General features: G+C 73.4%; 20 protein-coding genes. 9 read left to right on the forward strand and 11 right to left on the reverse strand.

The window, feature by feature from the left end; genetic code table 11:
* Nucleotides 1–681, reverse strand: a 681-nt coding sequence (locus OXR63_RS13795; RefSeq protein WP_267424171.1) for an SDR family oxidoreductase, incomplete at its 3' end; no start/stop codon positions are given.
* Between the two features lie 93 nt (nucleotides 682–774).
* On the opposite strand from OXR63_RS13795, the gene OXR63_RS13800 reads away from it, so the two are divergent.
* Nucleotides 775–1,362, forward strand: coding sequence for a TetR/AcrR family transcriptional regulator (locus tag OXR63_RS13800; protein WP_267424172.1), 588 nt, complete (start codon nucleotides 775–777; stop codon nucleotides 1,360–1,362).
* Between the two features lie 200 nt (nucleotides 1,363–1,562).
* Here OXR63_RS13800 and OXR63_RS13805 read toward each other — a convergent pair whose 3' ends face one another.
* The 8 genes from OXR63_RS13805 to OXR63_RS13840 form a co-directional block, all read right to left on the reverse strand.
* The gene (locus OXR63_RS13805; RefSeq protein ID WP_267424173.1) at nucleotides 1,563–2,927 is read right to left on the reverse strand and encodes an NtaA/DmoA family FMN-dependent monooxygenase; all 1,365 of its coding nucleotides are present in this window, start codon (nucleotides 2,925–2,927) and stop codon (nucleotides 1,563–1,565) included.
* 68 nt (nucleotides 2,928–2,995) lie between these two features.
* The gene (locus OXR63_RS13810; RefSeq protein WP_267424174.1) at nucleotides 2,996–3,508 is read right to left on the reverse strand and encodes a hypothetical protein; all 513 of its coding nucleotides are present in this window, start codon (nucleotides 3,506–3,508) and stop codon (nucleotides 2,996–2,998) included.
* Between the two features lie 54 nt (nucleotides 3,509–3,562).
* A complete protein-coding gene (locus tag OXR63_RS13815) occupies nucleotides 3,563–4,306 on the reverse strand; it encodes an ABC transporter ATP-binding protein (RefSeq protein WP_308202165.1) in 744 nt (247 codons plus the stop codon).
* Nucleotides 4,303–5,169: an ABC transporter ATP-binding protein gene (locus OXR63_RS13820; protein WP_267424175.1), complete on the reverse strand. Its 867-nt coding sequence runs from the start codon at nucleotides 5,167–5,169 to the stop codon at nucleotides 4,303–4,305. The genes OXR63_RS13815 and OXR63_RS13820 overlap by 4 nt, the downstream gene beginning before the upstream one ends.
* A complete protein-coding gene (locus OXR63_RS13825) occupies nucleotides 5,166–8,312 on the reverse strand; it encodes an FtsX-like permease family protein (RefSeq protein WP_267424176.1) in 3,147 nt (1,048 codons plus the stop codon). Before OXR63_RS13825 ends, OXR63_RS13820 begins: the two co-directional genes overlap by 4 nt.
* A gap of 219 nt (nucleotides 8,313–8,531) precedes the next feature.
* Complete coding sequence (locus OXR63_RS13830; protein WP_267424178.1) at nucleotides 8,532–9,455, reverse strand: phosphotransferase; 924 nt, start codon at nucleotides 9,453–9,455, stop codon at nucleotides 8,532–8,534.
* Between the two features lie 284 nt (nucleotides 9,456–9,739).
* A complete protein-coding gene (locus tag OXR63_RS13835; RefSeq protein ID WP_194663423.1) occupies nucleotides 9,740–10,015 on the reverse strand; it encodes a GlsB/YeaQ/YmgE family stress response membrane protein in 276 nt (91 codons plus the stop codon).
* Between the two features lie 149 nt (nucleotides 10,016–10,164).
* Nucleotides 10,165–10,428: a glutaredoxin family protein gene (locus OXR63_RS13840; protein WP_267424179.1), complete on the reverse strand. Its 264-nt coding sequence runs from the start codon at nucleotides 10,426–10,428 to the stop codon at nucleotides 10,165–10,167.
* Between the two features lie 72 nt (nucleotides 10,429–10,500).
* On the opposite strand from OXR63_RS13840, the gene OXR63_RS13845 reads away from it, so the two are divergent.
* The 7 genes from OXR63_RS13845 to OXR63_RS13875 all read left to right on the forward strand — a co-directional run bounded on the left by OXR63_RS13845 (nucleotide 10,501) and on the right by OXR63_RS13875 (nucleotide 17,570).
* The gene (locus OXR63_RS13845; protein WP_267424180.1) at nucleotides 10,501–11,463 is read left to right on the forward strand and encodes a PrsW family glutamic-type intramembrane protease; all 963 of its coding nucleotides are present in this window, start codon (nucleotides 10,501–10,503) and stop codon (nucleotides 11,461–11,463) included.
* A gap of 69 nt (nucleotides 11,464–11,532) precedes the next feature.
* Nucleotides 11,533–13,221: an adenosylhomocysteinase gene (locus OXR63_RS13850; RefSeq protein WP_267424182.1), complete on the forward strand. Its 1,689-nt coding sequence runs from the start codon at nucleotides 11,533–11,535 to the stop codon at nucleotides 13,219–13,221.
* Nucleotides 13,218–14,549, forward strand: a complete 1,332-nt coding sequence (locus OXR63_RS13855) for an amidohydrolase family protein (protein ID WP_267424184.1) — start codon at nucleotides 13,218–13,220, stop codon at nucleotides 14,547–14,549. Before OXR63_RS13850 ends, OXR63_RS13855 begins: the two co-directional genes overlap by 4 nt.
* The gene (locus OXR63_RS13860; protein ID WP_228506047.1) at nucleotides 14,546–15,025 is read left to right on the forward strand and encodes a cupin domain-containing protein; all 480 of its coding nucleotides are present in this window, start codon (nucleotides 14,546–14,548) and stop codon (nucleotides 15,023–15,025) included. The genes OXR63_RS13855 and OXR63_RS13860 overlap by 4 nt, the downstream gene beginning before the upstream one ends.
* An 86-nt stretch (nucleotides 15,026–15,111) precedes the next feature.
* Entirely contained in the window at nucleotides 15,112–15,933 is an 822-nt protein-coding gene (locus OXR63_RS13865) for an ABC transporter substrate-binding protein (protein ID WP_267424187.1), read from the forward strand.
* Between the two features lie 3 nt (nucleotides 15,934–15,936).
* Nucleotides 15,937–16,833: an amino acid ABC transporter permease gene (locus tag OXR63_RS13870; RefSeq protein WP_267424189.1), complete on the forward strand. Its 897-nt coding sequence runs from the start codon at nucleotides 15,937–15,939 to the stop codon at nucleotides 16,831–16,833.
* The gene (locus tag OXR63_RS13875) at nucleotides 16,830–17,570 is read left to right on the forward strand and encodes an amino acid ABC transporter ATP-binding protein (RefSeq protein WP_267424190.1); all 741 of its coding nucleotides are present in this window, start codon (nucleotides 16,830–16,832) and stop codon (nucleotides 17,568–17,570) included. Before OXR63_RS13870 ends, OXR63_RS13875 begins: the two co-directional genes overlap by 4 nt.
* Nucleotides 17,571–17,646: 76 nt before the next feature.
* Here the strand turns inward: OXR63_RS13875 and OXR63_RS13880 are convergent, their stop codons facing one another.
* Nucleotides 17,647–18,624, reverse strand: a complete 978-nt coding sequence (locus OXR63_RS13880; RefSeq protein ID WP_267424192.1) for an NAD(P)H-quinone oxidoreductase — start codon at nucleotides 18,622–18,624, stop codon at nucleotides 17,647–17,649.
* 148 nt (nucleotides 18,625–18,772) lie between these two features.
* Between OXR63_RS13880 and OXR63_RS13885 the strand changes: the two genes are divergently transcribed.
* Nucleotides 18,773–19,210 carry a hypothetical protein gene (locus tag OXR63_RS13885; protein WP_267424194.1) on the forward strand — a complete coding sequence of 146 codons (438 nt, stop codon included), beginning with the start codon at nucleotides 18,773–18,775 and terminating at the stop codon, nucleotides 19,208–19,210.
* Between the two features lie 101 nt (nucleotides 19,211–19,311).
* Here OXR63_RS13885 and OXR63_RS13890 read toward each other — a convergent pair whose 3' ends face one another.
* Nucleotides 19,312–20,187, reverse strand: coding sequence for an aldo/keto reductase (locus OXR63_RS13890; RefSeq protein ID WP_267424196.1), 876 nt, complete (start codon nucleotides 20,185–20,187; stop codon nucleotides 19,312–19,314).
* Nucleotides 20,188–20,345: the final 158 nt, after the last annotated feature.

The following is a 20,345-nucleotide window of genomic DNA, read 5'->3' on the forward strand; positions in this document are numbered from 1 at the left end:
GTAGCGTTCGGCGACCGATGCGCCGAGCGAGGCGCGGACGCTCCGGGTCAGCTCGTCCGCGAGGACCTCGTGCTCGCCGTGCTCGACGCCGTCCCAGACCGCGGCGACGACGGCCTCTGGCGTGTTCTTCGGGGCGTCGACGCCGCTCGCCATGGCCGTGTCGGTGTACCCGAGGTAGGCACCGACGACCTGGACGCCGTCACTCGCCAGCTCGAGCCGGATCGAGTCCGTGGCAGACCACAGCCCCGCCTTCGAGACGCCGTACGCGCCGCTGCCGCCGAGCCAGCTGAGGACCGAGGCGACGTTGACGACGGCTCCGTGCGCCGCGCGGAGTGCCGGGGCGAAGGCGCGGGTGACGAGCAGTGGTCCGACCAGGTTCGTCTCGATCTGCGTGCGGATGTCGCCGAGGTCGCCGTCGACGAGCCCGCCCGGGCGCAGCAGTCCGGCGTTGTTGACGACGACGGTGACGTCCGGTGCCTCGGCGGCTGCGCGGGCGACCGAGGCGGCGTCGCTGGCGTCGAGGACGAGCGGCACGATGCGGGCGTCGTCCCAGTCCTGCGGGCGTCGGGCGGCGGCGTAGACCTTCGTGGCGCCACGCTCGAGGGCCTGGCGCACGAACTCGGTGCCGAGTCCGCCGTTCGCGCCGGTGACGAGCACGGTCTGTCCGGTGAGTCCGGTCATGGTGGGTTCCTTCCGTCGGGCACCGGGCGGTGCCGTGTCCTCTCGACAGCAATATGACCGGTCGTCTCATTCCCGCGGTGAGAGGATCGGTGCATGCCGAAAGCCAGCCTCCGCGATGCGATCGTCGATGCCGCCCTCGTCGAGTTCCACCAGCACGGGTACGCCGCCACCGGTGTCGCCGCGATCACCGGGTCCGCGGGGGCACCGAAGGGGTCGTTCTACAACCACTTCCGGTCCAAGGCGGACCTGGCGATGGAGGTCGCTGACCGCTTCGCCGCTGCGTCGCCGATCGGGGTGCTCGAGGACACGTCGGTGCCGCGCGCGGTCGACCGGATCACGGGGTACTTCGACGTCATGCTCGAGCAGTTGGCCGGCATCGACTTCCGGTACGGCTGTCTGCTCGGCAACCTGGCGGTCGACACCGCGACCGACGAACCCACGGTGGCCGCGCACGTCGACGCGGTGTTCGACGCGTGGATCGCACGACTGGCCACGGCGGTGCGGGCTGCGCAGGACCAGGGCGACGTGGCCGACGCACGCGACGCGGACCTCGTCGCGGCCCAGCTCGTCGACCTGTGGGAGGGCGCTGCGCTCCGGGCCAAGGCCCGCCGTGACGGCGCGCTCACCCGCCGCGTGGTGACGGACGGGGTGCGCCGACTGCTCGGGGTGCCCGTGGTCTGAGCGCGGGTCGTCTCGCGCGTTGCGGGTCGTTCCCCGCCCCCCTCTCCCTCCACAGGAGGTCGTTCCGCGCGTCGGGGGTCACTTCTTCCGACCTCCCACGCGCGATCCGACTTGCCATCGCGAGCGGTGCGGGCGGGAAGAGGCGGACGGGAGGCTCCCCACCGGACCGGTGGGGAGCCTCCAGTCCGTTTCTTGTGGACTCAGGCGGGGACGCCGGTGCGGCGGTGCGCGGCTGCCGGGTGCGACGCCGGGAGCCGGGCGGCGCCTCCGGTGACCCGCTCGCGGAGGGTCTCGCCGGGCGTGTAGCGCTCGGGCAGGCGACCGCGCTCCTGCAGCAGCGGCGTGACGTACCGGCCGAAGTCGCGGACGGTGTCGAACGAGTGGTACTGGCGCAGGTTGATGCCGTCGATCCCGTCGTCGTCGAGCCAGCCCTCGATCTGCTCCGTGACCGCCTCGGGGACGCCCGCGGCCCAGAACGCGCCGTGCCAGGCCTCGTTCACCCGGTCGAGCAGCTCGCCCACGGTGGCGTCGAGCGCGACCCGGCCGACCAGGCGTTCGCCGCCCTCGACCCCCTCGGCCTCGAGGGCGTCGCGCACCGTGCGACTGCGCGGGTGGGAGAGCGCGTCGAAGGGCACGCTGCCGTGCACGAGTGGGCCCTCCTCGCTCGCGAAGGCGCGGTACTGCGCGACCTTGTCGTCGACCTCGCGCTGGGTCGGCGCGGTGATCACGGCGGCCTGTGTGACGAACCGCACGTCGCCGCGGTTCCGGCCGGCCGCCTGTGCTGCGTCGCGGACGGCGTCGGCGGTGCGCTGGACGCCGTGTCCGCCGGTGAAGACGACCTCGGCGTGCTGACCGGCGCGGGCGATGCCGGCGGGGGAGCCGGTCGCCAGGAACAGCGCCGGGGTGCGCTGCAGCGACGGCTCGGACAGGTGCGGGCCCGCGACGCGGAAGTGCTCGCCGACGTGGTCGATCGGGTGCACCTTGTCGGGGTCGGTGTAGATGCCGCGCTCCGCGTCGCGGAGGACGGCGTCGTCCTCCCACGAGCCCTCCCACAGCTGGTAGAGCACGTCGAGGTACTCGTCGGCGATCTCGTAGCGGGTGTCGTGCGGGATCTCCGTCGCCAGGCCGAAGTTCCGCGCCGCGTTCGGCAGGTAGCTCGTGACGACGTTCCAGCCCACCCGGCCGTTCGTCAGGTGGTCGAGCGTGGACATGCGTCGGGCGAACGCGAAGGGCGGCTCGTAGCTGGTGGAGAACGTGATGCCGAAGCCGAGGTGCTCGGTGACGGCTGCCATCGCGGGCACGACGAGCATCGGGTCGTTGTTCGGGATCTGCAGGCCCTCGCGCAGGGCGGGTGCGGCCGATCCGCCGTACACGTCGTAGGCGCCGAGCACATCGGCGATGAAGACGGCGTCGAACTGCCCGGCCTCGGCCGATCGGGCGAGTTCGGTCCAGTAGCGGATGTCCGTGTAGCGGTGCCGGTTGTTCCCGGGCAGGCGCCACAGTCCGTGGGTGATGTGCCCGACGCAGTTCATCTCGAAGACGTTGAGCAGGAGTCGCTTCGGCATGGCTCCGACGGTACGGGGAAGCGCCACGAGGCACGCGTTCGTGACCTCGTGTTTCCCCGGGCGGGTGGCTAGCGCTCGTCCCGGCGCTGTCGGCGGTCGTCGGGCTCGTCGGCGCCGACCCGTCCGTCGTCGCCGGCGTCGCGGCGGGTGTCCTCGCCGGAGCGCTGCCGCTGGTCGTCGGACATGCGTCGCTGTTCCGGCTCTGCCTCGTGCTGTTCGGTGCCGTCGGCGTCCTCGGCAGCCGCACGGTCACGGTCGGCGGACAGACGCTCCTGCCAGATGATGCTGCGCGCGGCACCCTCGAGGACGTCGTCGACCGGCCGACCGGTCTGGGCGGCCAGGGCGCCGCTGAGCCCGGCGGTCAGGGTGCCCCCGGCCGAGGCGAGGCGTTCGACGACCTCCTCCTGCCGTGGGGTCAGGGGTTCGTCGATCAGGTCGTCGATGGTCTCGCGGATGTTCTCGATGCTCGCGTCGAGAGCAGCCTCGTCACCGGACTGCAGCGCTGCTGCCTCGCCGACGACGACGAGTCCCAGCCGCGCGGCGTCCTCTTCGGGGCGGTGGCGTGCGTTCTCGTCAGTCATGTCGCGGACCGTACGCCGAGGACTGCTGCGCCTCCTGGACATCCGGGGGACCTGCTACTCGGGCGCGGCCTCCGCCCGGGCGTGACGGCCCCGTCGACCGACCCGCAGGTGGAGCGTGTGCGGGGGCAGGTCCTCCTGATCCGGCGCTGCGACGAGCACGATCCGGCCGCGCTCCGCGACGGTGGCGACGGCCTCGTGCACGCGCTGCCGCGACGCCGGGTCGAGCTCGCTCGTCGGGTCGTCGAGGACCATGAGGGCGGCGTCCGTCACCAGGGCACGGGCGAGGGCCACGCGCTGTTGCTGACCGCCGGAGAGCTGCTCCGCGAGGTTGTGCCGTACGGCGTCCGGCACCCCGAGGGCGTCGAGCACGGCGCCGATCGTCTCCGGGTCCGGCGCGGCACCCCGGTGCTGGGCGAGGAGCCCGAGCGCGATGTTCTCGGTGGCGGTCAGGGCGCCGATGAGGGCGTGGTCGCGGGGCATCACGGCGACGGAGCCGGTCGTCGGACCCGGCGTCGCGTCGGTCGTCTCGAACCGGACCGTGCCGGACGTGCGCCACGGCACGGGCTCGGTGTCGCCGGTCAGCACGTGCACGACGGCGTCGAGCACCACGGTCGCGTCGTCCCCACCCGGTGCCGAGACCACCACGATCGCGCCGGGATCCACGCGGAGGTCGGCGGCGAACAGGTCGCGGCCGTCGAGCTGCACGGCGAAGCGGTCGAAGCGGAGCGCTGGCTGGTGCTGGGCGCGGGGGTCCGCTGCGGTGCCGGCGCCGCCCGTCGTGCTCTCGGTCTCGGTCACGGGGTCTCCTCGGTCCGTCGGACGACCAGGCCGCCGCTGCCGTCGGGCTCGACCGTGACGAGCGCGCCCGCCGGCCACCCGGCGCGGAGGTGCTCCGGGATCGGCACCGACCCGTCCGCCGTGACGACGGCGCGGCGACCGGAGCCGGAGTCCTCCTCGCCCACGCGCCCGTCGCGCAGGTGCACCATCCGCTGCATGCGCCGCGCGACCCGTTCGTCGTGCGTGACGAGCAGCACGGCGATGCCCTCGCGCTCGGTCTCGGTCACGAGCAGGTCGAGCAGCGCCTCGCGGGCGTGGTCGTCCAGGCGACTCGTCGGTTCGTCGGCCAGGAGCAGCCGCGGCCGGGTCGCCAGGGCCACGGCGAGCGCGGCGGTCTGCCGCTGGGACGGCGAGAGCCGGGCCACGGGGCGGCCGTCGTCCTCCACCCCGCCGGCGGCCAGGACCCGCTCGCCGAGGGACGCGTCGCGGTCGTTCGTCCCCTGCACCGTCCAGGCGACGTTGGCGTGCGCGGACTCGTGCCCGATCAGGTTCACGTCCGCGCCCTGCAGCATCAGCCCGAGCACGTCCCGTCGGAGCCGCTCGAGGTCGGCCGGGCCGGCGGCACCGAGGTCCTGGTCCCAGACGCTGGCGATCCCCGCGCTCGGACGCATCAGGCCGGCAGCGATCGAGAGCAGCGTCGACTTCCCGGAGCCGGACGGACCGAGCAGAGCGACGCGCTGCCCCGGCGGCACGGTGAGGTCGATGCCGCGGAGGGCGGCGACGTCGGTCTCGGCCTCCCGGTAGACGTGCACGAGTCCGGCGGCACGGAAGGCGGCGGCCGGCCGGGTGGTCGGCTCGGACACGGCCGGTCGACGGCGGCTCATCGGACACCCCCGTCACGTTCGGCAGTCCGCGCGCCGGGTGTCGTCGGCCGCGTGGCGAACGTCGCCGTCGCTGCCGACACCGCCGCGACCGCAGCCAGTGCCGCGAGCGTGATCCCGACGACCGTCCACAGGTCCACCGGGTCGCCCATCGGGGGCAGTGCACCGAGTCGCAGGGGGAGTCGTTCCGCGGTCAGCAGCGTCGCCGCGGTGCTCGCGACCGCCCCGGCGACCACGGCCAGGGCCACGGGCAGGAACGTCTCGAGGAACAGGGCCCGGCGGACGGCGCTGTGTCGGAAGCCGGCGGTCCGGAGGGTCGCCGCGTCCTCACGCCGGGCGGCGGCACCGACGACCCCCACGCCCGCGACCACGAGCAGCGTCAGCGCGAGGGCGGCGAACGCGATCGGGACGCCGATGAGCGCTCCCCGCGTCGGGGCAGCCCGTTCCGCCCGGTGCTCGGCGTCGGCGAGCGTGTGTCGTGCCTCGACGGAGATCCCGTGGCGGTGCAGTGCGGCGACGACCCCGGGGTGGTTCCCCGGTGCGAGCCACACCTCGTGGTGGATGTCGGGCGAGGTGGTGTCCGAGACGCGTCCGGCCACCTCGAGGTCGACCAGCGCGCCGTCACCGAGCACGCGGGGCAGCGTCGGTGCCCTGCGGACGACGCCGAGGACGCGGGTGGCACCGGACGGGGCGATCCCGAGCACGCCGTTCTCCACCCCGGCGAACGCGTCGGTCACCGTCCCTCGGCCGACGATCGCCGGCAGCGGTTCGGGGGCGTCGCGCGGTGCGATGCTGGGTGTCCCGGCGCCGGTCGCGTCGGTCCACGAGATGCGCAGCCCGTCGCGGGTCTCCCCGAGCACCGAGGTCGGTCGTCCGTCGGTCAGGGAGCTGTCGCCGATGCGGTCACGCCACCGGTCGCTGGAGAGCCAGCGGTCGTCGACCGGTCGGAGCGCGTCCCCGGTCCCGACGGCGATGCGTGTGACGGTGACGCCGAGGCCGTACGGCGCGCTGTCGACCGAGTGGCTCTCGAGCCCCAGGGACACCAGGCGGCACCCGTCCCCGCACGGCACGGCATCGCCCGTGCTGGTCAGGGTGCCGTCCCGCGGTGCCCCGAGGTCGACGCGACGCCAGGTGTCCCCGGACTGCACGATGGCGACCACGTCGACGTCGTCCGGGTCGGCGGTGGCGAAGTCCTTGGCGGCCTCACCGTCCGGGGCGCCCACGTCCGCGAGCGTGACGGCGAGTCGGTCGCCGCTGAACCGCAGTGCCGGACCGCCTGCGGGGCGCAGGGCCCGTGCTGCACGGTCGAAGTGGTCGCCACCCCACGACGACCGCCACGCGCTGACCGCCGTCAACCGGGTCGAGTCGACGGCGACCAGGCGGCCGACGCCGGCGCCGGTCGTGGTGGTCTCCACGGCCATGGCGACTCGTCCGGAGGGGTCGGCCCGTCGGACGGTGTCGACGAAGGGGACCCCCTCGCGCACGCTGACGTCGAGCACCGTCGCTGCCCCGAGCTCCGCGGCCGCCCGGTCGTCGGCGAGCCGGACCGCGAGCACCGCCGACTGGCTGGACGACACCGCCAGGGCGACGCCCATCACGACCATGACCGCGGTGGTCAGGACCGAGGGCGTGCGGCTGATCCGTCGCAGCGCCAGGAGCTCGACCAGGGAGCGTGCGGGGCGGGCAGCCCGGCGTCGGACCACCGTGACGCCGATGCGCAGCCCGACGACCGCGACGAGGACGGCCACGAGCGTCGGCGCGAGCAGGGCGATCCCGAGCCCGTCGATGCGGCGCTGGGTGACGACCGCCGCCAGCCCGACGACCGCGGCGATGACGGCGACGGCCTGCACGACCGCACCCGTCCGCGACAGCGCACGCGGCTCGGTCGCGCGTCGGAGCAGGTCGACGAGCGGGACCTTGGCGGCACGGCTGCTCGCGACGAGCAGCGCGACGAGCGAGCCGAGCACGGACGCCGCGACGGCGAGCACGACCGGCAGCCGGGACGGTTCGAGCGCGGGGGCGTCCGCGCCGAGCAGGGCTCGGTTGAGGACAGCGGCGAGCAGCACCCCGAGGGCGGTGCCGACCGCGCTGCCGACGAGCGTCGCGACGACGGGCTCGAGCAGCACGGACGTCGACCGGCGGCGTGCGGAGAGCCCTCGGAGCCGGGCGAGCCCCCACTCACCGGCGCGGGCCCGACCGACCCGGGCCGCGAGGACCCCCTGCGCGAACCACGCCACGATCACCGCCTGCAGCGCCGACACCGCGACGATCACGGTCGCCGCGTCGTTGCCGTCGGCCACCCGGTCGATGAGCGCATCGATGCGCTGGGTCACGGACACCGCCGACTGGGCTGCGCCGACCGTGAGCGTGCCGTCCCGCGCTGCCTGCACGTCGTCGATCACCGTGGGCAGGTCGTCGAGCCGGGTGCCGGGCTCGAGCGTCCGGACGGACCACGTCGTCCCGCCGACACCGAGCTCCGCGAAGCCCGCGAGTGACGTCACCAGCGCCGGGTCACCACCACCGCCGCTGCCGAACAGCTGGCCGGGGCTGGCCACGACGTGCCCAGGGCCCGAGGCGGCGTCGTACGTGCCGACGACCCGGACCCGGAACCGCTGCTCCGGGATGTCGAGCAGCGTCAACGGCAGCACCGTGCCGACCGGCAGGTCCGCCCCGGCGGCCGCGAGCACCTCGGTCTCGTCCCTCGGGCAGCGGCCCGCTTCCAGCCCGATCCGGCGGCAGGAGCCCGCGAGCCCGGCGAACGGGGTCAGGCGACGACCGTCCCCTCCGGGCGGCGTGTCGGCCGAGGCCGGCGGCAGGAAGGACACCGGTGCCGACGACTCCGCGGACACGACGTCGTCCTGCCAGAGCCGCTGGTGCTCGGCCGCCCCGGTGGTCGTCACGACCGCACCCTCGGACTCGGTGAGGCTGCCGACCTCGATCTCCGCGGACGCAGCGATGGAGGTGGCCCGGACGCCGCCGCGGGCGAGGGCGTCGTCGAGGGTCGCCTGCTCGACGGCGCGGAGCATGAGCGGCGCGAGGACCGAGACGATCGTGGTGATGACGGCGAGCACCGTGAGGACGACGCTCGCGGCGGGGCGTCGACGGACGCTGCGCACCCAGAACGGTGTTCCGCGGCCGCCCGACATGGTCCCCCTCTGGCGCCGGCTCCCTCGCCGACGATCGCGATTCTGACACACCGGACGGGAGGCTCGTGGCGGGCCCGACACGAGCCTCCCGTCCGCCCCGGTGCCAGCAGTGCGCCGAGACTCGGCCAGGCGGGCACCTCGCGTCGCCACCGGCGCGCAGGACGTCCGCGCAGGCGAGACTCGGCGCACAACGCGCGCGCCCCGCACAGCCCGCTCGGGTCAGACCGAGCCGCGGCGCACCAACCACTCCGCGGCGGCCAGCCCCTCGCTGCGCTGGAAGCCCCGCAGCGTCGGCATGGCCGGCGGTGCCGGACGCGAGGCCTTCTCCAGGAACATCCCCGCGAGACCGGCGAGCACCGCGTCCACCGCCTCCGAGGGCACCCCGGCGAAGACCCGGTGGGCCTGGAGGTGCTGCTCCACGTCGACGTCCTCGCCCCGGACCAGGGTGTCGAGCAGGTACGTCAGCGGGTCGAGCCAGTGCGCGCCGATGCCGGCCCACGGCCAGTCGACGACCCACACGACACCGTCGGCGTCCACGAGCAGGTTGTCCGCCCGGCAGTCGAGGTGCAGCAGGTGCTCGCCGTCGGCCGCCGCAGCGCCGTCGCGTGCCAGCTCGGCGAACGCTGTGGAACGCTCCGCGACGGCGGTCGGCACGACGTCGGGGAATCCGGCCTCGCGCATCCGGTCCCATGCGCCGAACTCCTCGGCGAGGTCCTCGGCAGCACGAGGCAGCGCGGCGAGCGGTCCCGTGGCCATCGGCAGGGTGTCGAGCGCGTCGAGCACCGCGGTCACCTCGGATCCGTCACCGAGCGCACCGGGATGCCGCCCGGGCACGTCGTCGAGCACTAGGGCGATCCAGTCGTCGTGCCGCAGGGTCGCCAGCAGTCGCGGCGCCTGCACGGTCGTGGGCAGCAGCGCCATCACGCGCGACTCCTGCTCGTGGAACGCGAAGCCGTCCGGGTTGCGTGCCCGGGAGAGCGTCTTGACGAAGGCGCGACGGCCCTCGGTCGTGACGACGCGGTCGGCACCGCCGGGGGACCAACCGCCGGCCTGCGAGATCGCGTGCTCGATCGGCCCACCCAGCAGCTCCTCGACCTGCGTGCGCAGTGCGGTCGGTACGTCGGTCCACGTCGTGCGCCCCATGCCGTCCGACGGTAGCGGACGCGGCAGCGCCGACCCGACGCACACCGGACGGGAGGCTCGTGGCGGGCCCGCCACGAGCCTCCCGTCCGCCCCGCCGCCAGCCGCCAGCACGGTGCGCGGTCTTCCGCTCCGTGCGAGCTTGCACTCCCCGTGCGCCACCGCGACCTCGCACCGAGTGCGCAACCGCGCACCAGCCATCACAGGTCACCCCGGAACGGCCGACGGGGGCGTGCCGTGGTCATGTGACCACTGCACGCCCCCGTCGGGCACTGCTCCTGCTGAGATCAGCGGCGCGAGCCCTTGCCCGCGAAGCGGGTGTAGAGGAACAGCACGATGATGGCGCCGATGACGGAGCCGATGATGCCGGCCGGCTGGAAGAAGCCGTCCATCGGGTCGTGCTGGAAGATCAGGAACCCGAGGAACCCGCCGACGAACGAACCGACGATGCCGAGGACGATCGTCATGAGGATCGACAGGTTCTGCTTGCCGGGGATGATCAGGCGCGCGAGCGCACCGGCGATCAGTCCGACGATGATCAAGCTGATGATGAGACCGAGCACGGTGTCCTCCTGGTGGAACGAACGAATCGGCACCGACGGGATCGTCGGTGCCGAGGTCAACCCCAGAGTCAACACGGCGGAGCACATCGGTGCCCATTTCCGCGTCTTCTGGCTGTTTCGTCGTCCCGGAGCAGCCGGGTCGGGCGGTCTCAGACCAGGTTCGAGGCCTCGAGTTCGGCCTGCAGCTCCGCGTCGGAGGGCTCGACGAAGTGCTTGCCGTTCGGCAGCACCACGACGGGGATGCTCTTGCGTCCGCTGATCTCCTCGGCGCGGGCGGCTGCGGACAGGTCGGCCTCGACGTCCACGTACGTGTAGTCCACGCCGAGCCGGTCGAGCAGCGCCTTCGAACGGCGGCAGTCGCGGCACCAGTCCGCGCCGAACATGGTCACCTGGTCGTACGTCACGTCGGTCATGTGGGGGAGAACCACCGCGACGGTCGTGGACATTCCCGGCACCGACCTGCCCCCGCGGAGCACGATGGGCGCATGGCCATGACCCCCGCCGTCCCCGTGGACCACCCGCACCATCGCCGAGGCTGGTGGTGGAAGACCCTGCTCGTCGGCTTCCTGCTCTGGGCGGTGACGATCGTCGTGACGGTGTTCACCAGCAACACGAACCTCGTCCCGACGATCATCCTGCTGGGCAGCTTCCTGGTGCCCTTCACCGTGGTGCTGTTCGTGATCGAACGGGTCACGGGCACGGTCAGCACGATGCAGCTCGTCACGGCGTTCTTCGTCGGCGGGATCCTCGGCGTGCTCGGGGCGTCGCTGCTCGAGTCGGACCTGCGGCAGGGCGCGCTCATCTACGTCGTGGTCGGCTTCGTGGAGGAGTTCGTCAAGGGCGTCCTGCTCGTCGTGGTGGGGTGGCGGGTCCGCCCGAAGACCGCCAGGCAGGGGGCACTCCTCGGCGCGACCGTGGGTGCGGGCTTCGCGGCGTTCGAGTCGGCCGGCTACGCCTTCAACGCGGCGATCACCGCCCGCGGCATCGACCTGGTGTCCCTGCTGCAGACCGAGGTGATCCGCGCGATCCTCTCCCCGGTCGGCCACGTGCTCTGGACGGCGATCCTCGGGGCCGTGCTGTTCGGCGCGTCCCACGGTCGGCCCCGCTTCCGCTGGACCTGGACCGTCCTGGTGACCTACGTCGTGGTGTCGCTGCTGCACGGGCTCTACGACTCGAACGCGACGATCTCGACGCTGCTCGCCTTCGTGTTCACGGGGACGCCGCTCTCCGCCGCGCAGAACGGTGCCGTGCCCCTGGCGATCTCCGGGCTCGCGTCGACGCTCTACGTGGTGGGGCTCGCGCTCGTGTCGGCGATCGGGGTCGCGGTGCTCATCGGCGTGCAGGTGCACTTCCGGAACCGGGCCCGGCGTCAGGGTCTGGACCCGTCCGGGGCCGGAGCGGCGGGGGTCGGCTGGTACGACGCGCCCCACCCGCGCCCGCTCGACTGACCGCGACGGCGGCGGCGGCGAAGTCCGCGGGAACGCCGCCGGCACCCGCCCCCGCCCTACGATTGCCCCATGCCGCCAGGACCCGACGTCGCGACGCGCTCCTGGGCCTCGGCCGCCGTCCGGCGCTTCGCCGCCGCCACGAACCTGCTCGTCGCCGCCCGCCGCTTCCGCCTGGTGGGCGGCGACCCCCGCGACCGCCAGGCCCTGCACGGGCTGTTGACCGGCCTCGGCGCCCGAGCGGCCGCGGACCACGAGCCCGTCGACCAGCTCTGGTGCCTCGGCGACCCGGAGGAGAGCACCGCCGCCGTCGAGCGCGAGGCCGACCGACCCCGCGGCGAGACCCTCGTCGTGATCGACGCCGGACGACACCTCCCCGCGGTCGACGAGGACGCCTTCGGGCCCGTCGCCCCCGCCCGACCCGGGGTGCTCGCCGTGCCGATGCTCTCCGACGACGTGTTCCTCGTCTCCACGGGCCGCGACCCCGAGGACGACCCCGCAGCCGACGCCCGCCTGGGCTGGGCACGACGGGCGATGCCGGTCTCCCGCGCGGTCGCCGCCGAGCTCCGGGACGGCGGCCTGCTCCGCGGCACCCGCATCGGCGTCGCCATGGTCCTCGAGCCGAAGACCGCCGTGCTGAGCCTGCTGCTCCGCGACACCGGCGCCGAGGTCGTCGTCTACGCCCACGCCGACGAGACCGACGACGCCGTGGCTGAGGCGCTCCGACGGGCCGGCCTGCCCGTGTTCGCCGAGTCCACCGCGACGCTCGCGCGGCAGAAGGAGCTCGCCCTGGCGATGCTCGACACCCGCCCGCACGTCCTGCTCGACGACGGCGCACACCTGATCCGTCTGGCCCACCAGGAGCGCCCGGACCTGCTGCCGACGATGCTCGGCGCAGCGGAGGAGACCACGAGCGGACTCCGCCCCCTCCGCGTGATGGCCGCCCGGGGAGCGCTCGGCATCCCCGTGGTCGCCGTGAACGACGCCCGCACCAAGACCTTCTTCGACAACCGGTATGGCACCGGGCAGTCGACGGTCTTCGCGGTCCTCGACCTGGTCGACGGGCTCACCTCCGGTACACATCGGGTCCGACCGGGAGGCTCGGCGGTCGTCGCCGGGTACGGGCACGTCGGCGAGGGGGTCGCGCTGGTGCTCCGCGCGCTCGGGTTCAGCGTCACGGTCGCCGAGACCGACCCCGTCCGCGCCCTGCAGGCCCTGTTCGCCGGCCACACGGTCGCCCCGCTCGTCGACGCGGTCCGCGGGGCCGACCTGGTGATGAGCGCGACCGGGGTCGGCGACACGATCAGCCTCGACGTGCTCCGTGCCTGCGCCCCCGACGCCGTGGTCGCGGTCGCCGGTGGGGTCGAGCACGAGGTCGCGCTCGATGCCGCCCTCGCCTCGGGAGCCGCACTGAGCACCGTCGGGCGGAAGGCCGAGCGCCTGACGTTCCCCGGGGCCGCGTCCGGGCCGGTCGTGCTGGACCGCGGCGGCTGCATCAACATCACCGCGGCCGAAGGCAACCCGGTCGAGATCATGGACCTCTCCTTCGCGGCGCAGCTCGGTGCCGTGCGGATGCTCCTCGAGCACGGCGACGAGCTCGAGCGCGCCGTCGTGCCGATCGACCCCGCGGTGGACGAGGCGACCGCCCGCGCGGCGCTCGCCGCCTTCGGGAGCCGAGTCGAGCCTCCCGTCCGTGTTGCCGAACACCCCGTGGACCGCGAGCCGGACGTCCGGACCAGCCGCTTCGGGGACCCCGCATGAGCGGGGTGACGGCCGCGACCACCGTGCACTCCGCCCGGATCGTCGTGCCGATGACCGCGCCGCCCATCGCCGACGGTGCCGTCGCGGTGCGGGACGGGCGGATCCTGCACGTCGGCGAGCGGTCCTGGGTCGTCGACCAGCTCGACGGCAGCGCGTTCACCGAGCGGCGCTGGCGGGGTGCCCTGCTGCCCGGGCTCGTGAACGCACACTCCCATCTGCAGTACACCGGCATGGCCAGTGTCGGCTCCGGCCAGTACGCCGGTTTCGAGGACTGGGCCGCCGCGTTCAACCGCGACTACGCCGAACCGCACGACTGGCGAGCAGAAGCCGCGGACGGCGCGCGCCGCTCGATCGTCGCGGGGGTGACGAGCATCGCCGACGTCGTGACGGACATCGAGGCCGCGACCGCGCTCGAGGACGCCGGACTCGGCGGGATCGCCTACTGGGAGGTGATGGACTGGGAGAACGCGGCCTGGCAGCAGCACGGCCGCGACCAGGTCCTCGACGAACTCGCCCGGATCCCGACCACGCCGGGGGCCGGACTGTCCCCGCACGCGCCGTACTCGCTCGACGTCGCACCGCTGCTGGAGCTCCCCGACATCGTGCGGCAGCGGGGGCTGCGCCTGCACCTGCACCTCGGCGAGGCCGCCTTCGAGGGGGAGCGGCTCGCGGGGGTCGACGGCACCGACCTGCACGGCACCGACTGGCACCTGGCGAACGCGCCGTCGTTCCGGGCCATGCGCGCGCTCGGGTTCGGCGCGAGCGCGACCGCGTTCGTGGACCGGCTCGGCGTCCTCGGGCCGGACTGCCACATCGCGCACGGCGTGTACATGACGGCCGCCGACCGTGCGCTGCTCCGAGCCCGCGGGACCGCCGTGGCGCTGTGCCCGCGGTCGAACGCGGTCATCGGCCTCGACCCGCCGCCCGTCGCGGACTACCTCCGTGAAGGCAGCCCGATCGCGATCGGCACCGACTCGCTGTCCTCGTCCCCGTCGCTCGACCTGATGGCCGACGTCACCGCGCTGCACCGGATCGCCCGCGCGCAGGGGTACGGCGACCGCGACCTGCACGAACGGCTGCTCGCGGCCGCGACGCTCGGTGGGGCACACGCGATGGGGCTCGCCGTCGGGCAGGACCGGATCGGACACCTCGCCGTCGGGGCCCGCGCGGACCTGGCCGTGTTCGACGTCGACAGCCGGACGGTGCCCGACGCGCTCGCCGAACTCGTGGAGGACGGGGCCGGGCGTGCGGTCGCCACGGTGATCCGCGGGACGGTGCGCGCCGACGGGCGTCCGGACCGGCCGCAGGGCGGGAGGATGGTGGCATGACGAAGCAGATGGCACGACGGACCGTCGACGGTGAGGTCATCGAGTGGCTCGACGTGCCCCAGCGCGCAGCGGCCCTCGGGATGGAGCCCCACCCGGAGGGCGGCTGGTACGTCCGCACGTGGACCTCCCCGGCGACCGTGACGACCTCCGCGGGCGAGCGGCCCGCCGCCACCCTCATCCACTTCCTGCTGCCGCCGGGGGAGTCGTCCGCCTGGCACCGGGTCACGAGCGACGAGATCTGGATGTGGCACGGACCGGACTCGGTCGTGCTCGAGCTCGGCGGGTCCGGCGACCAGCCCGAACCCGGGGCGCAGATCACCCTCGGGCCGGACGCCGGCCGTGACCGCGTGAACGACGCGCAGGCGTTCGTGCGCGGCGGCGTGTGGCAGCGGACCCTGCCCGGCGACGGCGAGGTCCTCGTGAGCTGCCTGGTCTCCCCGGGCTTCTCGTTCGAGGACTTCACGCTCTCGTCCTGACGCCCCATGACGGCGCAGGTCGCGGTGGTGTACCAGTTCCCCGTACGATTCCTCCTGCCCCCACGCCCCCCTGACGAAGGCCCCTCGTGACCCTCACCCGCCGTCTGTCCCTCGCCATCGCGGCCGCTGCCGTCGCCGCCATCGCGCTGTCCGCCTGCTCCGCCGGGGGCTCGGGCAGCTCCGACGGTGCCGTCACCGACGGCAAGCTCACGATCGCGACCGGGCAGCCCGCGTACTCCCCGTGGGTGGAGGACAACAAGCCGCAGTCCGGCAAGGGCTTCGAGTCCGCCGTGGCGTACGCCGTCGCGAAGGAGATGGGCTACGCCAAGTCCGACGTGGTGTGGAAGCGCTCGACCTTCGACAGCGCGGTCGCCCCTGGTCCGAAGGACTGGGACCTGAACATCCAGCAGTTCTCGATCTCGTCGCAGCGCAAGAAGGCCGTCGACATGTCGTCGCCGTACTACACGACGACCCAGGCCGTCGTGACGACGAAGACCTCGAAGGCGGTCGACGACACCACGATCGCGACGCTGAAGCAGGACACGATCGGCGTCGCTGCCGGTTCGACGAGCATCACCAGCGTGAAGGACACCCTCGGCGTCACCCCGCAGGTGTTCAACTCGAACGACGACGCCGTGCTGGCGCTGAAGTCCGGCCAGATCGACGCCATCGTCACCGACCTGCCCACCGCGTTCTACATGTCCTCCGCGCAGCTCGACGACGGCACCGTCTCGGCGCAGTTCCCCGCCGACGGCAAGGGCGACCAGTTCGGGTTCGTGCTGCCCAAGGACTCCGAGCTGACCAAGAAGGTCGACGCGGCCGTCAAGAAGCTCGACGACGACGGCACGCTGCAGGACCTGCAGACCAAGTGGCTGTCATCGAAGACGAACACCCCCGTCCTGAAGTAGCACGTGACCCTCCCAGCAGGAGCCGGCGCGGGCACCCCCGTCGCGGCACCGGGACCGGCGCCGGCACCCAGCCAGATCGAGCTCGAACGCCGGCTCTGGCGCCGCCAGCGCGGCCGCCGCTCCGTCGTGATGTCCGTCGTCTCGACGCTCGTCGTCCTGGCGATCGCGTACTTCGGCGTCGTCAACACCCCGGGCTGGGCCGCCGTCCAGCAGTCGTTCTTCGATCCGGGCGTCGCCGCCTCGACGTTCCCCGACATCCTGCTCGGTCTGTGGCTGAACGTGCGGATCCTGTTCTTCGCGTCGATCGGCGTCGCGGTGTTCGGCACCGTGCTCGCCGTCGTGCGGGGCCTGCGCAGCCCGGTGTTCTTCCCGCTCCGGATGCTCGCGACCGCCTACACCGACCTGTTCCGCGGCCTGCCGCTCATCATCGTGCTCTACCTGGTCGGCTTCGGCCTGCCCGGCCTCGGCGTCTTCCCCCGGCTGCCGCCGGAGTTCTGGGGCACGATCGCGATCGTGCTGACGTACTCGTCCTACGTCGCCGAGGTGCTCCGCGCCGGCATGGAGGCCGTGCACCCGTCCCAGCGCCTGGCCGCGCGGTCGCTCGGCCTGTCCCACACCCAGACGCTGCGGCTGGTCGTGCTGCCGCAGGCGATCCGCAAGGTCACGCCCGCGCTGATGAACGACTTCGTCTCGATGCAGAAGGACGTCGGCCTGGTGTCGATCCTCGGCGCGGTCGACGCCGTGCGGTCGGCGCAGATCGCCCAGGCGGAGACCTACAACTTCACGCCGTACCTGGTCGCCGGCCTGCTCTTCGTCGTGATCAGCCTGCCGCTCATCCGGGTCACGGACGCCATCGCCCGGCGGCAGCAGCGGCGCGAACAGATCGGCGGCACCGTATGACCGGCGCACCCGTCCTCGAGCTCCGCGGGCTCCGGAAGTCGTTCGGCGAGCACGAGGTCCTGCGCGGCATCGACCTGACCGTCGACCAGCACCAGGTCATCTGCGTCATCGGCGCCTCTGGCTCGGGCAAGTCGACGCTGCTCAAGACCGTGAACCTGCTCGAGGGCATCGACGACGGCCAGGTCCTGCTGCAGGGTGCGGACATCTCCGACCCCCGCGTGGACGTCGACGCCACCCGGGCCCGCATCGGTGTGGTGTTCCAGCAGTTCAACCTGTTCCCGCACATCACCGTGCTCGACAACGTCACGCTGGCCTCGCGGAAGGTGCACGGCGTGGACCGGGCGACCGCGGAGCAGACGGCCCGACGGCTCCTCGACCGGATCGGCCTCGCCGACTTCGCGGGGTCGTACCCGGACCGGCTCTCCGGCGGGCAGCAGCAGCGCGTCGCGATCGTCCGCGCCATCGCGTCCGACCCCGAGCTGCTGCTCCTCGACGAGGTCACGAGCGCCCTCGACCCGATGCTCGTCGGGGAGGTGCTCGACCTGGTCACCGAGCTCAAGCAGCAGGGCTCCACGATCCTGATGACCACGCACGAGATGCACTTCGCGCGGAACGTCGCCGACCGCATCGTGTTCCTGCACCGCGGCGAGGTCGTCGAGCAGGGTGCCCCGGCCGCGGTCCTCGACGACCCGCAGCACCCGGCGCTCGTGGAGTTCCTCTCCCGCGTCGGCGCGTAGCGCGCCGGCCAGTCCGCCCGCCCGATGGTGGTGCGGGGCGCGATCGGTCCGCCCGCGCCGCGCGCTGGACCGTGCCTCAGGGCCGGAGCAGCAGCTTCCCGATGACGTCGCCGGACGCGATGCGGCGGTGTGCCTCGGCGGCCTCGGCGAGCGGCAGCACCGCGTCGACGACCGGGCGCACCCGACCGTCGGCCACGAACGGCCAGACGTTGTAGCGGACGGCCTCGACGATCGCGGCCTTCTCGGCGAGGGGCCGGGCGCGCAGGGTCGTGCCGCTGATCGTCGCGCGCTTGCGCATGAGCATGCCGAACGGCAGCGTGGCCTCGGTGCCGCTGCCCGACGCGATCACGGCGATGTGCCCGTTCGGCGCGAGGACGTCGAGGTTCCGCTCCAGGTAGTCCGGGCCGACGACGTCGAGCACGACGTCCACCCCGACACCGCCCGTGAACTCCTTGGCGCAGGCGACGAAGTCCTCGGTGCGGTGGTCGATCACCAGGTCGGCACCGAGCTCCCGCGACGCCGCGACCTTGCGCTCCCCACCGGAGGTCGCGATCACCCGGGCGCCGAGGGCCTTCGCCCAGAGAACCGCGTGCGACCCCATCCCGCCCGTGCCGCCGTGCACCAGGAGCGTCTGCCCCGGGCGGAGTCCGGCGATCATGCCGAGGTTCGAGTACACCGTGCACGCGGCCTCGGGCAGCGCGGCCGCCTCGACGAGGTCGAGCCCGTCCGGCACGGGGAGCAGCTGCGTCGCGGGGACGGCCACGAGCGAGGCGTACCCGCCGCCCGAGAGCAGCGCGCACACGCGGTCGCCGACGGCCCACCCGCTGACGTCGGCGCCGAGGGCGCGGATCGTGCCGGAGACCTCGAGGCCCAGCACGTCCGAGGCTCCGGGCGGCGGCGGGTAGTTCCCCTGGCGTTGCTGCAGGTCGGCGTTGTTGACCCCGGCGGCTGCGACCTCCACCAGGACCTCGCCGGCAGCCGGCGTCGGGTCGGGGAGCTCGGAGAGGGTGAGGACGCGCTCGTCGCCCGGGGCGTCGAAGGTGATGGCCTGCATGTCCTCGACCGTACGCGACCGGTGCACGGACGCGTCGTGGTTGGCCGGAGGACGTCAGACCGTTCCCGTCCGGAGCCGATGTGTACGCTCGGGCACGCTCCGTGGTCCCGCTCGGGTCCTCGGCTCGCCACGCACCCGGGGGACCACGATGAAGAAGACCGCAGCACTCACCACCGCCCTCGTCACGGCCCTGCTGCTCGCCGGCTGCGCCTCGGGCGGCTCCGGCGGCGACGCGACCCCCACGCCGGAGGGGCAGTCCAAGGCGGCCGCGTGCAAGTCGCTCGAGGGCGACATGAAGTCCGTGGCGAGCGAGCTGCAGGAGCAGACGGCGAACCTGCAGAGCGACCCCGACAAGGCCGTCTCCGAGCTGCAGAAGTTCGACGCGAAGCTCAAGTCCGCCACCGACGACGTGTCGAACGAGCAGGTGCACGCCGCGGCGTCCGAGTTCGAGCGGTCGTTCTCGAAGCTCGTCGGCGAGCTCCAGACGTACGCGAAGGACCCGGGCTCGGCCGACGCCGCCAAGCTGCAGTCCGCCATCACGGACGCGCAGTCCTCGACGAAGTCCCTCAGCAAGGTCTGCGGCTGAGCCGAGCGCGGCCGGCCCGCGGCTGACCGCGGCCTGCATGTCGGACGCGCCCCGAGCCTCCCGTCAGGAGGGTTCGGGGCGCGTCGTCGAGCGGTTGCGGACTAGGCGGTCGCGAGCGACCGGTCGAGTCGGTCGACGTCCTCCGGACGGAGGCGGATGGTGGCCGCGGTCACGGAGTCGAGGATCGACTGCGGGCGTGACGCACCGGGGATCGGGATGACGACGTCGCTCTTCGCCAGCTCCCACGCGAGCGCGATGACCTGCGGCGTGACCCCACGGTCCCGCGCCACGGTGGCGAAGTCCTGGTAGGTCGTGCCGAGGTCCGACGCACCGGCGATGCCGCCGAGGGGGCTCCACGGCAGGAACGCGATGCTCATCTCGTCGCAGAGCTCGAGTTCGGCCTCGCTCGACCGGAAGGCCGGCGAGTACTGGTTCTGCACGGAGACGAGCCGCCCGTCGAGGACCTCGTTCGCCTGCCGGATCTGGTCGACGTCCGCGTTCGAGATGCCCGCCATCCGGATGACGCCCTCGTCGAGGAGCTCCGCGAGCGCCCCGATCGAGTCCGCGTACGGCACGGCGGGGTCCGGGCGGTGGAACTGGTACAGGTCGATCGTCTCGACGCCGAGGCGCTTCGCTGAGGCCTTCGCCGCCTCCTTGAGGTACGCCGGGTGGCCGTTCTGCGTCCAGTTGCCGGCCTCGGGGCGCAGGTGGCCGCCCTTCGTGGCGATGAGCACGCTGCCGGCGTCGCCGTGGAACTCGCGGACGGCGCGGCCGATCAGCTCCTCGTTGTGGCCGACCTCGTCGTGGCCGCCCAGGTGGTAGGCGTCCGCGGTGTCGATGAGGGTCACGCCCGCTTCGAGCGCGGCGTGGATGGTGGCGATGGAACGCCGTTCGTCGGGTCGTCCCTCGATGGACATCGGCATGCCGCCGAGTCCGATCGCGCTGACGTCGGTGTCACCGATGGTTCGCTGCTTCATGGGCCCAGCATGCGCTGTGTCGCGCGCCGGGGTTCAGGAACGGGGCGCGGTCCTCATCGTCCTTCCCCCCCCGACTCGGAACGACAGGGTCGACGTCGTACGACATCGACCTTGTCGTTCCGACTCGCGCAGCACCGCCGCCAGGCCAGCGCGCGACA

Origin of the sequence: Curtobacterium sp. GC_Cur_3, assembly GCF_026544205.1 — a bacterium.
Taxonomy (GTDB): Bacteria; Actinomycetota; Actinomycetes; order Actinomycetales; family Microbacteriaceae; genus Curtobacterium.

Excerpts from the sequence above, each read along its gene's own strand:
- OXR63_RS13800 (WP_267424172.1), top strand. The coding sequence starts at position 775 with ATGCCGAAAGCCAGCCTCCGCGATGCGATCGTCGATGCCGCCCTCGTC.
- OXR63_RS13805 (WP_267424173.1), bottom strand. The coding sequence starts at position 2,927 with ATGCCGAAGCGACTCCTGCTCAACGTCTTCGAGATGAACTGCGTCGGG.
- OXR63_RS13810 (WP_267424174.1), bottom strand. The coding sequence starts at position 3,508 with ATGACTGACGAGAACGCACGCCACCGCCCCGAAGAGGACGCCGCGCGG.
- OXR63_RS13820 (WP_267424175.1), bottom strand. The coding sequence starts at position 5,169 with ATGAGCCGCCGTCGACCGGCCGTGTCCGAGCCGACCACCCGGCCGGCC.
- OXR63_RS13825 (WP_267424176.1), bottom strand. The coding sequence starts at position 8,312 with ATGTCGGGCGGCCGCGGAACACCGTTCTGGGTGCGCAGCGTCCGTCGA.
- OXR63_RS13830 (WP_267424178.1), bottom strand. The coding sequence starts at position 9,455 with ATGGGGCGCACGACGTGGACCGACGTACCGACCGCACTGCGCACGCAG.
- OXR63_RS13840 (WP_267424179.1), bottom strand. The coding sequence starts at position 10,428 with ATGACCGACGTGACGTACGACCAGGTGACCATGTTCGGCGCGGACTGG.
- OXR63_RS13845 (WP_267424180.1), top strand. The coding sequence starts at position 10,501 with ATGGCCATGACCCCCGCCGTCCCCGTGGACCACCCGCACCATCGCCGA.
- OXR63_RS13850 (WP_267424182.1), top strand. The coding sequence starts at position 11,533 with ATGCCGCCAGGACCCGACGTCGCGACGCGCTCCTGGGCCTCGGCCGCC.
- OXR63_RS13855 (WP_267424184.1), top strand. The coding sequence starts at position 13,218 with ATGAGCGGGGTGACGGCCGCGACCACCGTGCACTCCGCCCGGATCGTC.
- OXR63_RS13860 (WP_228506047.1), top strand. The coding sequence starts at position 14,546 with ATGACGAAGCAGATGGCACGACGGACCGTCGACGGTGAGGTCATCGAG.
- OXR63_RS13875 (WP_267424190.1), top strand. The coding sequence starts at position 16,830 with ATGACCGGCGCACCCGTCCTCGAGCTCCGCGGGCTCCGGAAGTCGTTC.
- OXR63_RS13880 (WP_267424192.1), bottom strand. The coding sequence starts at position 18,624 with ATGCAGGCCATCACCTTCGACGCCCCGGGCGACGAGCGCGTCCTCACC.
- OXR63_RS13885 (WP_267424194.1), top strand. The coding sequence starts at position 18,773 with ATGAAGAAGACCGCAGCACTCACCACCGCCCTCGTCACGGCCCTGCTG.
- OXR63_RS13890 (WP_267424196.1), bottom strand. The coding sequence starts at position 20,187 with ATGAAGCAGCGAACCATCGGTGACACCGACGTCAGCGCGATCGGACTC.